General features: G+C 39.7%; 9 protein-coding genes. 5 read left to right on the forward strand and 4 right to left on the reverse strand.

All coding sequences use genetic code 11. From position 1 onward, the window contains the following. Window positions 1–80: 80 nt before the first annotated feature. Complete coding sequence (gene phbB / locus ACYQ28_RS08230) at window positions 81–806, reverse strand: acetoacetyl-CoA reductase (protein ID WP_460049386.1); 726 nt, start codon at window positions 804–806, stop codon at window positions 81–83. A 1192-nt stretch (window positions 807–1998) separates the two neighbouring features. On the opposite strand from phbB, the gene trxA reads away from it, so the two are divergent. After that, complete coding sequence (trxA, locus tag ACYQ28_RS08235; RefSeq protein ID WP_460049385.1) at window positions 1999–2853, forward strand: thioredoxin; 855 nt, start codon at window positions 1999–2001, stop codon at window positions 2851–2853. 448 nt (window positions 2854–3301) lie between these two features. Here trxA and ACYQ28_RS08240 read toward each other — a convergent pair whose 3' ends face one another. Beyond that, window positions 3302–5152 carry an ABC transporter ATP-binding protein gene (locus ACYQ28_RS08240; RefSeq protein ID WP_460049384.1) on the reverse strand — a complete coding sequence of 617 codons (1851 nt, stop codon included), beginning with the start codon at window positions 5150–5152 and terminating at the stop codon, window positions 3302–3304. 303 nt (window positions 5153–5455) lie between these two features. Here ACYQ28_RS08240 and ACYQ28_RS08245 point away from each other — a divergent pair, with 303 nt between their 5' ends. Both ACYQ28_RS08245 and ACYQ28_RS08250 read left to right on the forward strand, forming a co-directional pair. Next, the gene (locus ACYQ28_RS08245; RefSeq protein WP_460049383.1) at window positions 5456–6577 is read left to right on the forward strand and encodes a phosphoserine transaminase; all 1122 of its coding nucleotides are present in this window, start codon (window positions 5456–5458) and stop codon (window positions 6575–6577) included. A gap of 1144 nt (window positions 6578–7721) precedes the next feature. Further along, window positions 7722–9101: a hypothetical protein gene (locus ACYQ28_RS08250; RefSeq protein ID WP_460049382.1), complete on the forward strand. Its 1380-nt coding sequence runs from the start codon at window positions 7722–7724 to the stop codon at window positions 9099–9101. A gap of 110 nt (window positions 9102–9211) precedes the next feature. Here ACYQ28_RS08250 and trhP read toward each other — a convergent pair whose 3' ends face one another. Both trhP and ACYQ28_RS08260 read right to left on the reverse strand, forming a co-directional pair. After that, the gene (gene trhP, locus ACYQ28_RS08255; RefSeq protein WP_460049381.1) at window positions 9212–10594 is read right to left on the reverse strand and encodes a prephenate-dependent tRNA uridine(34) hydroxylase TrhP; all 1383 of its coding nucleotides are present in this window, start codon (window positions 10592–10594) and stop codon (window positions 9212–9214) included. A gap of 401 nt (window positions 10595–10995) precedes the next feature. Further along, complete coding sequence (locus ACYQ28_RS08260) at window positions 10996–12921, reverse strand: TonB-dependent receptor domain-containing protein (protein ID WP_460049380.1); 1926 nt, start codon at window positions 12919–12921, stop codon at window positions 10996–10998. 939 nt (window positions 12922–13860) lie between these two features. Between ACYQ28_RS08260 and ACYQ28_RS08265 the strand changes: the two genes are divergently transcribed. Together ACYQ28_RS08265 and ACYQ28_RS08270 are read left to right on the forward strand one after the other, a co-directional pair. After that, window positions 13861–14745: a TraB/GumN family protein gene (locus tag ACYQ28_RS08265; RefSeq protein ID WP_460049379.1), complete on the forward strand. Its 885-nt coding sequence runs from the start codon at window positions 13861–13863 to the stop codon at window positions 14743–14745. A 25-nt stretch (window positions 14746–14770) separates the two neighbouring features. After that, the gene (locus tag ACYQ28_RS08270) at window positions 14771–15703 is read left to right on the forward strand and encodes an ADP-ribosylglycohydrolase family protein (RefSeq protein ID WP_460049378.1); all 933 of its coding nucleotides are present in this window, start codon (window positions 14771–14773) and stop codon (window positions 15701–15703) included. Window positions 15704–15817 lie beyond the last annotated feature (114 nt).

Below are 15817 nucleotides of genomic sequence, written 5' to 3' on the forward strand. Positions count from 1 at the left end.
GCTTATGCATTAACAAAAAACGCAGCCATATGGCTGCGTTTTTTTAAGTTATTTAAGCGCTTTTGATTTTTATGTATACATCAGTTGGCCATAAATTGGCCGCCATTGATTGAAAGGGTAGCGCCGGTTATGAAGCTATTTTGTTCATCAGCCAAAAAGCGGGCGGCTCTTGCGATGTCACCGGTATTGCCTAAACGACCAACGGGAATACGTTTTACAATTTTTTCTAATACGTCTGCAGGTACAGCGCGTACCATTTCGGTATCAATATAACCGGGAGCAATGGCGTTAACAGTAATACCGTATTTGGCGGTTTCTAGTGCTAGAGCTTTGGTAAAACCAAGAATACCTGCTTTAGCGGCAGTGTAGTTTACTTGACCGTATTGACCAGCCTGGCCGTTAACCGAGCTAATATTAATAATGCGACCAAAACCACGCTCACGCATACCCGGTACAAGTTTATGGCAGGTGTTGTAGCACGATTTTAGATTGGTATCTAATACAGCGTTCCAGTTGTCACACGTCATTTTGGCTAATACGCCGTCGCGCGTAATACCGGCATTGTTCACAATAATGTCGATAGGGCCGAAATCAGATTCAATTTGTTGTAAACCTGATTCAACCGCGTCGTAATCCGCTACATCAAACTTAAATGCAGGAATACCGGTACGGTCAGTAAATTCTTTTGCAGCTTGATCATTACCACCATAATTGGCAACGACTTGATGGCCCATTGATTTTAATTCTAAACAAATTGCTTCGCCGATGCCTCTAGTTCCACCTGTAACTACAGCGACTCTTCCCATGGGATATATCCTCATAAATATATTGTTTACATTGTTGTGCAACTACAGCGAGGAAGCGCTTGCACCATAGTGTTATTGGTTACCACCTCAAATCGAGGCACAGTTGTATAAGGTTGTTATTATTTTTTTATTGTATTTTTGGAGCTAAATGAAAATTTTTTGAATGAAAGCGGGCAACAATACAAACTTAAGTGTATAAGCAGAGGTATTCTGGGATGTGCTTGTTGTTCACGCCTATAAAATTTTAATTATTGTCAAACAGTACTTTGCTGTTTAGATCGATATTAACTTGGTTAAAATAAACTCATGTATTGATTTAATGAGTTGTTGAACAGAAATTTAGTTTCGCTTCTGTCTATTTTTATTTCTAACGTATTTTTATTGTGAATTCAACTTTATTTATTATGGTGATATTTGTAAGCAGTGTGATATGCGAATGTACAGATTTTAAAATTTTTTAATATTGCAGAGCTATGCTTTTAAATACGATTTTGTTTTAAATCAAAGAAAATTCTCAATTTGATTTCTCGCGTTTGTACATATTTTGCCTTACTCGATTAATTCTGCAATGCAGCAAATTTTAATTTTTAGTGATCAAAAAAACTTGTGCAGATTTACGTATATTTTTTATTTTTACAACCTCAGATTAATTTTTACTAATATAATTTCAGCATAGGATTTCTAAAAAGCAAATTATTTAATGAAATATTAGTCGTTTAAAAAACTATCACCTTAGCTTGGTTAATATGTAAACCTGTTCGATTGTTACCGTAAACGATAATCACACAATATTTTTAAGGTTGGGTTTCATTTAGATACAATACCCCAAATTTAAGATGTTCGATTATTGGTTTTTAATTCAGCCTATGTTTAAGCGTGTTTAATCAATTCTGATGGTGTGTTATTTCTCAGAACAACAATCAGTATCACTGTTGTTTGCATGAAATAATGATAAAACCATTATTACTATTTCTAGTAAATGATTATTCGAAATAACAATCAGATTCTATGCAAGTTATCACCTCACGAAACGTTAAAGTTACCTTTCGAAACAGGCCCTATAGATTTTTTCATGTGTGAACGCGTTCAGAGTTACCTCTAAACACTATTTGCTACGCAAACACCGTGCCTTGGGGTTGTAATGTTGACGGCGAACCCCTATAAAACAACCAACGTTTATGGGGAGTACAGAATGACAAGTCATATCATCGAGATTGATCAAAATAACGCCCAGCAGGTGTTAGTGGATGAATCGTTTCAACGTATTGTATTGGCGGATTTTTGGGCAGACTGGTGCGAGCCCTGTAAATCTTTAATGCCGGTGTTAGAGAAACTGGCAAACGAGTACGCAGGTCGTTTTTTGTTGGCAAAAATCAATGCCGACGAACATCAAATGATTGCCTCACAGTTAGGTGTGCGTAGCTTACCGACGGTATTGGTCTTTAAAGAAGGTCAACCAGTTGATGGTTTTGCCGGCTTGCAACCGGAGTCTGCAATTCGCGAGATGTTAAATAAGTATTTACCCAAATCTTGGGATTTAGACTTAGAAAAAGCACAGCAATTGATCGCAGATAACGAGATTGATCAAGCCTTAGTTTTACTGCGTCAAGCGGTTTTAGACTCTAATCAGCAGGCTAATATTTGCCTGGCCCTTGCTGATGTTTTAATTGGAACGAATCGACTCTCTGAAGCAGAAGAAGTACTCGCGCAAATTAAAATGGTCGATCAAGATGAGATTTATAAATCGCTGTTGGCTAAGTTAGAACTTGCCAAAGAGTCGGCCGTTTCTCCTGAATTAACTGCACTTCAACAGCAAGCAGAAAATAATCCAGAAGATCATCATATTCAATTGCAGCTTGCGGTACAGTACAACCAAAGCAATATGCATGAGAAAGCATTAGAAATTTTATTGAATATTCTCCGCAAGGATATGAACTTCCAAGAAGGCGCCGCTAAAAAATTCTATTTAGATATTTTAGCGACACTCGGCAAAGGAGATCCATTGGCGGTTCAATATCAACGTAAGTTTTATACGTTACTTTATTAATTAACGGTAACTCATATCTAAAATTAATGCTTAACGTCGGTTTAGTAGGCGTTAATAACTCGTCAGTTAGTAAATAATGCGGAGACTCAACTCTTGTTGAATCTCTGCATTTAATTTTTTGCAGTTTTATTATTTGTGATTAAAACGCGTTAAACACTTTAAGAACGAAAGTTTTCTTGTGTATTAATTGCACATTTTCCATTCAAAATTTAGTAGAGTGTTTATTTTTAGTGCATGCATATCTACAGCAAATACCGGTAGTGGTTTTGCACCGGATTTCTCTTTGCCAATAAATTAAGAAAAACTCCGATTAAACTGAGTCTTTAGCAACATCAAGATGAGTGTTCTGATTAAATCACGAATGCGTTAATCGGAAATTCCTCAGATCCTTGAGCCGTCATTTGCAAATACTTGTGCTATTGTTTGCAAACAATAGCCGCTTGCTATTTTACTGATACCCTTTGGCTTGCAGTTTAAATAAATGTGCGTAGGTGTTGTTTTTTGCGAGCAGTTCTTCGTGGCTGCCTTGCTCGATGATTTCGCCATTATCAACGACCAAAATATGATCGGCTGTGCGCACGGTTGAAAAGCGGTGGGATATAAAAATCGCAATTCTATTTTCTGTGTGTGATTTAAACTGCGAAAATATTTCTGCTTCGGCTTTTGCATCCATAGCGGATGTCGGCTCGTCTAAGATTAAGATATCTGCCTCAGGTTTTATAAACACGCGTGATAGGGCAATTTTTTGCCATTGTCCGCCGGAGAGTTCCTGTCCGTCTTTAAACCATTTACCCAGTTGGGTGTGATATCCGTTCTGAAGGTTATTAATGAACTTGTCGGCCAAACCTTTTTCGGCGGCTCGTACCCAGGCTTGTTCGTCATCAAATCGAGCAACATTACCTGCACCTAGATTTTCGCCCACTAAAAACTGATAACGCATAAAATCTTGGAAAATTACGCTAAATCTTTGGTGCAGTGCCGAAGGTTCCCAACTTGAAAGCGGTGTACCGTCCAGTGTAATGACACCTTCGGTGGGTTGATAAAGGTTTGTTAATAATTTAATGAGTGTAGTTTTACCGGAACCATTTTCACCAACAATCGCAAGTTTTTGTCCGGGTTTAATATGTAGATTGATGTTTTTTAAGGTTGCAAATTTAGCGTTGGGATAGGTGAAGGAAACATTATTAAAGCGCACTCCGTCACCGGGAGTTTTGCCGAAGGTAGCGGTTCCATGGTCTGAATCAACTGGTTGATCTAGGTACTCAAATAGGTTTGACAGATATAAGTTATCTTCATACATGCCACTGATGGCGGTTAATGAAGCGCTTACGGCAGATTGTCCTTGTTTAAAAACCAACAAGTACATGGTCATTTCACCCAAACTGATCGTTCCGTAAATTGCGGCTAGAGCAATCCAAATATAAACGGCATAAAAAGCAATAGAACCCAGCAAGCCGAGCAACCAACCCCAAGTATCTCGTCTAATGGTGAGCTTTTTGTCTTCTAAATAAATTTTGTCGAAAATAGCCTGGTAACGATTGAGTAATCTTGGCCCTAGGTTAAAAACCTTAACTTCTTTGGCACTGTCTTCTCGGCCGAGTAGCGTCTCTAGATACAAACGTTGGCGAGTCTCTGGGGCGCGCCAGCGAAATAGACGAAAGGCCTCACCAGAAAATTTGGCCTCTGAAATAAAAACCGGAAAAGAGCCAATTAATAAAACCAGCAACGCCCAAAAAGAAAATTGCCACAGTATTACCGCGTAGCTTACAAGCGAAATGGCGTTTTGCATTAAACCAAATAATTTATTGATTAAAGCTAGCGGCCTTACCGAGGCTTCTCTGCGTGCGCGGGTTAATTTGTCGTAAAACTCCGAGTCTTCAAATTGGGTTAATGACAGTGTTAATGCTTTTTCTAAAATCATGACATTAACTTTTTCGCCCAGCTGCGCGCGCAATAGTGATTGGCAAACTGAAATTCCACGCTGCACGGCTGCAAGAACAATCACCAGTATCGCCTCTAATACCACCCAAAAGAGCGCGGTATTCTGCGGCTCGGTAACATCGGTATTGCCTTGTTGGTGTAGATTAGCAGCAAGTACTACCGAATCGACAATGTATTGCCCAAGTATTGCAATAGCTGCCGGTAAAAATCCGGCGATAAGTGTCGCCACCGCAAAGGCTATCGTGAGCGGTTTTGAGGTTAACCAAACCAGTTTTAATGCTTGCGGGCTGTATTGGAATGCGCCGCTGAAATTTTTAAGATTTAAACTATGCGGCTGGGGCTCGTTTTGTGTCTTCACAGTAACTCGATGTTTTCTTGTAGGTTTCTAGCTTTTTAAAGCAGTTATCGCTAATTATACCTGTAAAAGTAAGGCTGGCTTGTGCAAATCGGAGAATACGTGGTTTTAGGGTTCAATCGCAGGGGATAATTTCCGTGCACCTTTCATCTAGTGTCACGTAGTGGTCATTGAGTTGCTTATTGACATAAATAACGAACATTGGAATTTGATTTCTTCAAATAGCGTTTATCTTGCAGGCTAGGGCACAAACTCCTATTATCGCTGGCCCAAAATGTACCTGTGTATTTATGAGGCAAGACAGCCATGCAAAAGCCTGATGTAAAACCGAATAACCCACATTTTAGTTCTGGTCCGTGCAGTAAACGACCTGGTTATTCTGTATCCAACTTGGATTTGACCACGCTTGGGCGATCTCACCGTGGCTCGGTCGGCAAGCCTGCATTGGCGAAAGCTTGTTCTCAAACCGCGGAAATTTTGCGTTTACCGCCGGGCTACCGCGTAGGTGTTGTACCGGCTTCGGATACCGGCGCCGTTGAAATGGCACTGTGGAGTTTATTAGGTGCCCGTGGCGTTGATGTTTTAGCGTGGGAATCTTTTGGTTCTACATGGGTAAGCGATATTACCAAGCAACTTAAGCTAGATGACGTTCGTGTTTTAGAAGCCGATTACGGCAATTTGCCCGATCTAGAATCGGTAAACTTTGATAACGATGTTGTCTTCACGTGGAATGGCACAACTTCAGGTGTTTGCGTTCCTAATGGCGACTGGATTGCCGATAATCGTGAAGGTTTAACCATTTGCGATGCGACCTCTGCGGTTTTTGCCATGGACTTACCCTGGGAAAAACTCGATGTCGTTACTTTTTCATGGCAGAAAGTGCTTGGCGGCGAGGGTGCCCACGGCATGCTAGTGCTTGGCCCAAGAGCGGTAGAGCGATTAGAAAGCTACACCCCGTCTTGGCCAATGCCGAAGATTTTCCGCTTAACCAAAGGCGGTAAATTAATGGAAGAGGTATTTGAGGGCTCTACAATTAATACACCTTCAATGCTGTGTGTTGCAGATTACCTAGATGCATTGAACTGGTCTGAGTCGATCGGTGGTATTGATGCATTAATTGCCAAAAGCCAAGCAAACCTGAGTGTTATTAAAGAGTTTGTTGCTGCCAACGAGTGGATAAACTTTTTGGCTGAAAAACCAGAGACTGTTTCGAGTACCAGTATTTGTTTAACCTTAGATGCAACGGAAGCACAGTTAAAATCTATGGTGAAATTACTTGAAAACGAAGCCGTAGCTTACGACATTGCTTCTTATCGCGATGCACCTGCTGGTTTAAGAATATGGGGCGGGGCGACGGTTGAATCGTCAGATTTAAAAGCGTTGTTGCCTTGGTTGAGCTGGGCCTATCAAGAAGTTACCGGCAATTAAGGTACATTTTTCAGTAAAAATAACTCAGTTTAAGTTATCTGGGTCGCTAGAAATTGGCCCAGATAACTTGCATTCAAAAAAGCTTCTACGTTGCACGTTAACACGCCTGTCTTTCTGTTATTGATTAACACATCTGTTTTCTTTTAATTGCAAACATTAAATAATTCTAAACATCATATCTCGATAACCATTTGTCTTTTCGTTTAATAAACACAATTGTGTTTTATTTTTAAAGACAAATGCTTGTATGCCGAATCTCTTTAGAAGTCTTTGATTAACTCTTCCATGATTTAATTAGAGGGCATAAATTAAAAAATGTGATTTCCAACCTTCTTACAATTTCAATTATTTGGGTATATTGAAGCTGGCGACAAATTCTAGTGCGCAAAAAAGCTCTGGTTTCATCTGAGCTTTTTATAAATTGCCTATAAAGTGCCAGTAAATTGAGTTTGCGCACTTAAACGCAACCTAGAATTCATAAAGCTGCCATGATTCTGAAACTTTGTGCCATTAATTTGGTCATATAGCAGCCTTGTAGCCGCTTTTCGGCTACCGATAAATACAGACAGATAAATACAAGAGAATAAAAATGGAAGATTATATAGAAGAGTTATTAGAAGAAACTTTTTTTGATGAAGAAGAGTTTTCACTCGACAGTGACGAAATGTAAATTTACGCAACACTGCGAATTTGTTATTTTGCAGTTACATCTCGACCACGTTTAAAATCCCTCCCAGTTTCAACATTAGCCTTTGGCAATGTTTGAATTCATAAGACGCTAGGGAAAGTATTAAAGGCTGTGCTAAATTCTCTTTTTGGCACATAGCTTTTTATTTTCTTAGATCATGCAATTATAGAAGCCAATTTTGAGTAGACGTTATCAGTGCCTTTGAGCTTATAAGTGTGGCTGGATCGAAATTTTTCACTACAATAGGTAGAGAAATCCGTTACATTACGTTTTGTAATACACCTAATGAAGTGTGAAGTACTCTAAAAAATCACCAATAACGGCCATTCATATCACCTAAAATCTCAGGATCTTTGCACCATCTCACAGATAGTCGATGTTTTTATTTAATCTTCAGTAATATAATTTTAACTAACGAGCCTATAAGTTAGGCGTATTACAGTATTTAGGTGACACATGGTTTCAAGCGACAGTGATCAAGCTCAAGCGGTTGTTTTTATAAACAACAATCACATCGAGCGCGAAATGCTGTATTCAGAGTTTGAAGCTGTTTTAGATTCGTTCATTCCATTGCCAGAATTGGCCGGCCGCAACGCTACAGCGGTTTATCTGCAAATTAACAAACAGTTGATGGTTGAGTCGGCGGTGTTTTTCCGAATCAACTTCAATTTGGACGGCTTTCCAGACAAGACTTGGAATGTCCCTCTTATGCAACTAGCGTCTATAGCGGCGAGAGGCCCTAACTTGGGTGCCGGTCCAATCAAACTGGCTTGCTATACCCAATGCCCAATCGCAAATGCTAAACACAAACTCTGGGACCCAGAAATGGCTCCTGGTGTTAATCATTTTGCCGCTATCAAGAAGGTAGTGGCACGCAATCGCCTGTCTTTACCTTACGAAGCACCACCAAGCCAGCACGATTACAACTCTGAAGACCATATTCCAACGCTGAATATCATCGAAGAACGACGTTTTGAAAAAGCGCGTATTCTTGAAATTGAAGACGAAGTTCGAGCAAAGTACCAACAGAGTTTTCGTAATCGTCTAGCCGACACCCTAAAGAAACAGCGTTTGCAATTGGCGACTTTACGCAACAAGCATCGCCAAAAGCTTGATCAGGTTCAGTTAGAGCACAAATACGAAGTAGAGCGCTTAAACAACAAAGTAGCATTGTTAGAGCAATCTTTAGCCGACGAAAAGCTCATGGTTTCTGAGCTGCAAAACGAACTTGAACAGCAAATTCGAAAAATGGGGCACATTCGTGAATATTTTGAAGAAAAACTCAAAAGTTTGCGTAATGTCGGTGAAGAACAGTTCGCCATCTTGCATCAACGTCATGAAAACGAAGTTGAATCACGTATCAGTGAGGCGACCGATGCCCTGAACGAACAGCTGCAAATGCGCGATATTGAATTGATGTACTTAACGGAACATCAAAAAAATCTTGCTGAAGAAGTCTCCCAACTTCAAGAAGAAAATAACCAATTAAAAGAAAACACCAGTGATAAGTTTCTTTCAAAGTTAAGTGCGGCCGGAATTAGCTTTGCGGCTTATCAATCGGGAATTGGTCATATTAATATCGATAAAAACGAGCTTTTAGATTACATACAAGACCCAGAATTATTTGCCGCGCAAAAGTCCGGCGTCTCTGTATCAACTTACAAGTCTTGGTTGGGTCATTTTAAAAGCCCAACCTGTCAGGCTTTAAAAAGAGACGGTAGTATTTGCGGTTGTCAAATTAATCGTGTGACATCACCCATGGAATTCCACCCCGGTGAGAGTGATCGCTGTGAAGAACACAGCCAGTCTAATGTTATAAAGTTTAATCGAGCTTAGCTTTTGTAGCTCCTGCACCCTAATCTAAAGAAATTTAAGTCCATCGCATAAAAAAAGCCATCTATTAAGATGGCTTTTTGGTTTTTAGGATTTATTTAAAACGGCGATATTTAATCGACATTTTTAACCAATAATCCTTTTTCTAAATTATTACCTTGAACAATTAAGCCAGGTATTTGTTGCCACTGAATTTTCACGGTATAACCGGTACCCAATGCTGCTTCTAAAGGCTTACCGTTTTTGGCATTAATCATTTCGGTTAAGGTAAATTCAAAATTACCAACAGGCGTTAAAAGCTCCAGTTTTTGGCCAACCTCAAAGCGGTTTTTGACTTCAATAGTTAATGATTGATCGTCGGTGTTAACCGCTTGAATATCACCAACAAATAATTGCGTGTTAGCGGTTGAATTACCAGTTTCGTAATTTTGGTATTCGCTAGGTACGTGGCGGCGGTAAAAACCTTCGGTAAAACCACGGTTGGCCATACCTTCAAGATCATCCATCAATTGGAAGTCAAATTCTTTACCTTCAGCGGCATCAAGAATTGCGCGCTTATAAACTTGCGCAGTTCGAGCGGCGTAATAATAACTTTTGGTTCGGCCTTCAATTTTTAATGAATCTACACCAATCTCCATTAAACGTTTTACGTGTTGTACCGCGCGTAAATCTTTGGAGTTCATAATGTAAGTGCCGTGCTCATCTTCGTAAGCCGGCATCAATTCACCGGGACGGCCTTGTTCCTCTAATAGATACATCGGCGATACACGGTCTAAACCATCGTCGCTTTCAGGCTCTTTGGTCGGATCAAAAAGCTCGACGGGTTTTTCGGTGATCTCTTTTAGCGGAATAATTTCTCCGCCTTCCGATTGCTCAGCCTTGTGGGTGTTGTATTTCCAGCGGCAGGAATTCGTACAGGCGCCTTGGTTAGAATCGCGGTGAGTCATATAGCCAGACAGCAAGCAACGACCAGAGTAGGCGATACAAAGCGCACCGTGGACAAACACTTCCAATTCCATTTCAGGAACGCGTTGTTTAATTTCTGCGATTTCGTCCAAAGACAGTTCGCGCGATAAAATAACTCGGCTCAAACCTTGTTGATGCCAGAACTTCACCGTTGCCCAGTTAACCGCGTTTGCTTGTACAGAAAGGTGCACCGGCATATCGGGCCATTTCTCACGAACCATCATAATCAAGCCGGGATCAGACATGATCAAAGCATCGGGTTTCATAGCGATAACGTCTTCCATATCTTTAAGATAGGTTTTCACTTTATCGTTGTGAGGGCTGATATTGCTGGCAATGTAGATTTGCTTACCCAATTCGTGGGCGCGCGCTACACCTTTGGCAAGGTTTTCAATTTTATTGAATTCGTTTTCACGTACACGCAAGCTGTAACGTGGTTGTCCGGCGTATACCGCATCTGCACCATAGGCAAACGCGTATTCCATGTTTTTAAGGGAACCGGCAGGAGAGAGAAGTTCTGGTAATTTCATAGTGTTTTAAGTTCAGATCGTAAGTCTAAAAACCGCGTATTTTACTCGGATTAGGATTGAGCACAAACTGAATTTTAAAAATCGTAAATTTCTGGAAGAAAAGCATCGAAAATCGACGTTTATAAGAGAAATAACCCGAAACGGCCAGAATTTGAGGGAAGGTTTTTGTTGTTAATTGAATATTAACCCAGAAAAATCTGGGTTAATAAGGTCTCACAAAGTTTCTTACATCGTCTTATTGAGAGCAATTAGGCATCATTCATAAAAGCCCTAGGTTCGTTATCAAAGATTCAACATTAATAATAAACGCTGCCTGCGATATATGCCGGGAGGATAATTAATACCTTTAGAAAGTTCTGATTAACTCAAACCTGACTTAATCAGAGGTTTTAATTAGAGCCTTAAATTTTCCAGCTTAAACCTAAACGTACATCACGACCGGGTTCGGCAACACCAATAATTTCGCCAACACGACCAGAAAAGCCGAAGGTACCGTGATCGAGATAATACTGATCAAACAAATTGTTAATGGTTAAATTAACGGTCATAGTATCTTTACCCGTTGGTGACCATTCTAAATAAATATCTTGGGTATTGTAGCCAGGTTTTTTCGGCGAGCCATCAGGCACCTTATCAAGAGAGCGAACTAAGCGACCATTCCAACCAAGTTCTAGATTGGTTTTTTCAAAGTGGTAAGCCATATTTACCGAAAGAACGTCGCCGTAAGAGGTACCAATACCGGTATCGCTATCGCCGAGTGGCTCACCGTTTAATTCTGGGTCAACGTGAGAATAGCTAAAACCTGTGGTGAAACGAGACCAGTTTTGAGAAACCGAAACGTTGTAACCACGGGTGACCAAATCGCCTGCGTTGTCTAACACAGTTCCTAAATTTGGATCGGCAACGGTATCAACTACATTGTTAATTTCACTGCGATACACTTCAGCGCTCGCCTTAAAACCGCCATTGTTGTAACTCAATACTAACTCAGCGTTGTCGGCTTCTTGGCTTTTAAGATCAGGCGAGTATGCACGCGAACCAATTAAAACGGCTTCTTTAACATTTTGCCCGCGCAGTGCTTCAGAGTAGCCTGCACGTAAAGACCAGTGAGAGGTAAATGCGTATTCGGCATTAATGTTAGAGCTAATACCGCTATCAGAAAAATGCTGATCGTCTTCGTCATCCAGCCCGTAGTGATCGAATCGAGAACCAAAGCTCAATGACAATTTGTCGGTTAGTGCGTAAAAATCTTGTACATAAACGCCATAAACATCGGAGGTTTCTTCGAAACGTTCAATCGCATCAAAAGATACTCCTTCGTCTTCACGAAAATCCATTCCGTACACCAAACGGTGTGAACCCAATAAACTGGTGTTGCGAATATCCAAGCCGTAACTCTCTACGGTTGCACCAAAATCAATGTTGGCAGCGGATTCGCGATTGGTAATTTCGGTTTCAGATTGGTACGCGGTAACTTTTAAATCCACCAAATTGCTTGGACTATTAAACGAATAACTGAACGTAGTGGTTTCGCGTTCACTGGTTTGGTTAGTTGCGGTGTTACCGTTAAAATCGATAAAATTCGCGCGCAAATTACGAACAGCGTTATCATCACGGGTATCGTAACTTAAGCGCAAGGTTTGGTTTTCGGTAATTCTGCTGGTTAATTTTAATAAACCAATATTTTGCTCGGCATCGGTATTGGGAATTTCATCACCATGACCATCATGAATTTCTTCGCCTTTGGTTTGGCCCAATACCAATAAACCGCTAGTATTTTCCGTCAAGCGTCCGTATAAGTTTGCGCTAACACGATAACCACGATTATTACTATTGTAACCGGTTTTAAATAATGAACCGAAGTTTTCATTCGCATCTAAAAGATCTTCAGCATCCTTGGTTTCAAATTGAATCGCACCACCCAATGCACCAGGGCCATCAAGCGCGGTACCGGCACCGGCTTTAATTTCTACGCGCTTTAGTAACTCAGGATCAACCGACACACGACCTTGGTGGTGGAATAGGTAACCGGCTTGGTTAGCACCATCAATGGTAATGTTAAGGTTGGTGTCTTCTAAACCACGCACATAAATCTTTTGTGCAACACCTAACGAACCACCTACAGAAATTCCGGGTTGATCGCGGAAAATGTCTTCCAAATCGTTTGCTTGTTTTTTTTGAAGTTCTTCAAAATCAACAACATTAACCCCGTTAACACGATGACCTTCAACCTCAACAACTTCTATCTCATTTTCAGCCCAGGCCAAGTGGCTCGATTGAGCTACCGCAAATGCTAATAAAGACAACTTAAACTGGTGTTTTAACATAATGAATGATCTCGAATACTTAGCCATATTTAATGCGAAGTATTATCATTTGCACTTGATAAAAGTTCCAGCTAATTAACAAATATTAACAAACAACTGTTGGATCTCGATTCAACACCTAGAAATTTCAAAAAATTGCGTAGCTGGTTTAATTTAAATCAATAAAAACAACCGGTTATGAGAAAATGAAGAAATTTTGAAAATTTAAGGTCTTTCACAATATATGACTTTATTAAAGGAAACTCTGATTAACCCAGAGTTTCTCGCGACACAAGGATGTGTCGCCAATTTCATGAACGGTAAGTGATTGAAATTGTAAAGAAATTGAAAATCACATTTTCGATTTCTGTCCTCTGATTAAATCATGAATGAGTTAATCAGAGGTTCCTAAAGTAATTTAATATGAAAACTCGAATTAATCGGATAATTACCGCCGTGAAGGCATGATCCTTATTCGAACGAAAAAAACATCTATCTCATTGGTAATTCAGTAATAGAAAGGTAACCAACTTTTGAACAAATTCTGGTAATAAATTTAATGAATAACAAACCAGAATAATTTTTCTAGTTTAATCATAATAAAACTCTGATTAACTAACGTTTCAGCAGTACAGAATGTGTTGTCAATTTCAAGCACTGCAAATGATAGCATTCCAAAAATTGACAATAAGACTTTCAACTTTTTGTCGTCTAATTTAATCAAAAATGCATTATTTAAAGAGGCTCCATGAATAGGTTATTTATAGCTTCTAAAAAATGTTAATTTTGTTATTTAAACACCGGCAAAAACACTGGAAATAAAGAACTTATACTTTACTCAATTCATATTTAAAAGTTTTATAAATTGCCAAATTGATCCGCAAAGCACATAGATAATTAACGCATTCCGTGTATGATTCAATGTTATAACCATTGACACGAACGAATAGGGCAGGCTTTATGAAAATCAAGAAAATAATTAACACTTTAGTATTGTGTGTGGCAAGCTCTAGCGCAATTTCAGCTTGGGCAGAATCATCCGTTTGGAAGGTAACAAAAGGTGATAAATTCTTTTACATTGGCGGCACTGTACATTTATTAAGCTCAAGTGATTTACCACTACCCAAAGAGTTTTCTACCGCCTATAACAATTCTGACGAAATTATTTTCGAGACCGATACAGAAGTAGCCAATTCCTTGTCATCTCAACAAAAATTAATTGCCGCAATGACATTACCCGGTGACCAAACACTACGCACGCAGCTTTCTCCCAAAGCTTACCAAGCGTTAAATACTTTCTTTTCAGAACGTAACTTACCACTCGCAAGTTTTGAAAAATTTAAACCATGGGGCGTGTCGTTATTGGTTTCGGTTCTCGAATATCAACGATTGGGATTGCAAGCAGAGTTCGGCGTTGAAACCGTAATCTCAGGACTCGCGCAGCAAGATAATAAGCCGCAACAAGAACTCGAAAGCTTTGATGAACAACTTTCATTCTTTAAAAGCATGGAAGCAATAAACAATAATCAAGTTATCGAATACACATTAAGCGATTTAGAACAATTACCCGAATTTATTACCGACATGAGACAAAATTGGCGCAGCGGAAATTTGGAACAGCTTTTAGAAAACGTCTCCATTAAAGAAATGAAAACTAAATTCCCCAAAGTGTATAACACACTCATATTGAATAGAAATAATCGCTGGATTAGCCAACTCGATGAGCTTAACAACGACAATAAAGTAGAATTTGTTTTGGTCGGCTCATTACATCTTCCCGGTGAAGATGGTGTACTGAATAAATTACAAAAAAAAGGTTACAAAGTAGAACAGCTTAACAACTAATGAGTTTTTGTGGTTGAGAATACATATGGAAGACAAAATGATGGAGGCCTTAGTTGGCCTAGCTTGTGGCGACGCGGTTGGTACAACCTTAGAATTTAAAGTCAAAGGAACATTTGAACCTATTAGCGACATGATTGGCGATGGTCCTTTTAATTTGGAAAAAGGGCAGTGGACTGATGACACCTCCATGGCTTTATGCTTAGCACACAGTTTGGTGTATAAAAAAGGGTTCGATCCTGTTGATCAAATGAATCGCTATTGTAATTGGTACCAACATGGTTACATGAGTAGTAATGGTCACTGTTTTGACATTGGCGCAACTGTATCGACCGCTCTCAGACGATATCTAACCGATAAAAACCCGTTTAGTGGCTCAACGGATCCTCGTTCTTCGGGAAATGGCTCAATCATGAGGTTAGCGCCAATTCCTATTTTTTATCATAAAGAATTGAATGCCTGTGTTCATTATGCCGGTGAAAGCTCAAAAACTACCCACGGTTCTAAGCTTTGTATTGAATCATGCCGTTTGTTCAGCTATTTAATTCACAAAGCATTCTCTGCAAACAATAAAGACGAAATATTCGAAAATATTCCGTTCAAAATCTGCGATGAATTACGCTTAATAATGGATACTTCTTTTAAAGATTTAGCGTATATACAACTAACGGGTAGCGGATTTGTTATCGAGAGTTTAATTTCTGCATTATGGTGTTTTTATCACGGAAAAGACTTTAGAGACGCAATCCTGCTTTCTGCCAACATTGGTAATGATGCCGATACAACCGCAGCTATCTGCGGCCAAATTGCAGGTGCTTACTATGGTTACTCGAATATTCCTGTCGATTGGCGGGAATCAATCACCATGGCAGATGAAATTAAAAGGGGTGCTAGCCACTTCTTATTACTTTATTTCGTGAAACGGTTTGTGAAACATTTCTTGAGGCGTAGAGCCATCTAATGTGATGTTATCACTAGCTTTTCCTTGATTTATCAGCCGTATATCGCTGTTTTTTCCACATTTGCTTTATACAATTCGTGATCTCATAGGTCGACACGCTTCAGGGTAGTCCTA

This window comes from Sessilibacter sp. MAH1, assembly GCF_054658315.1.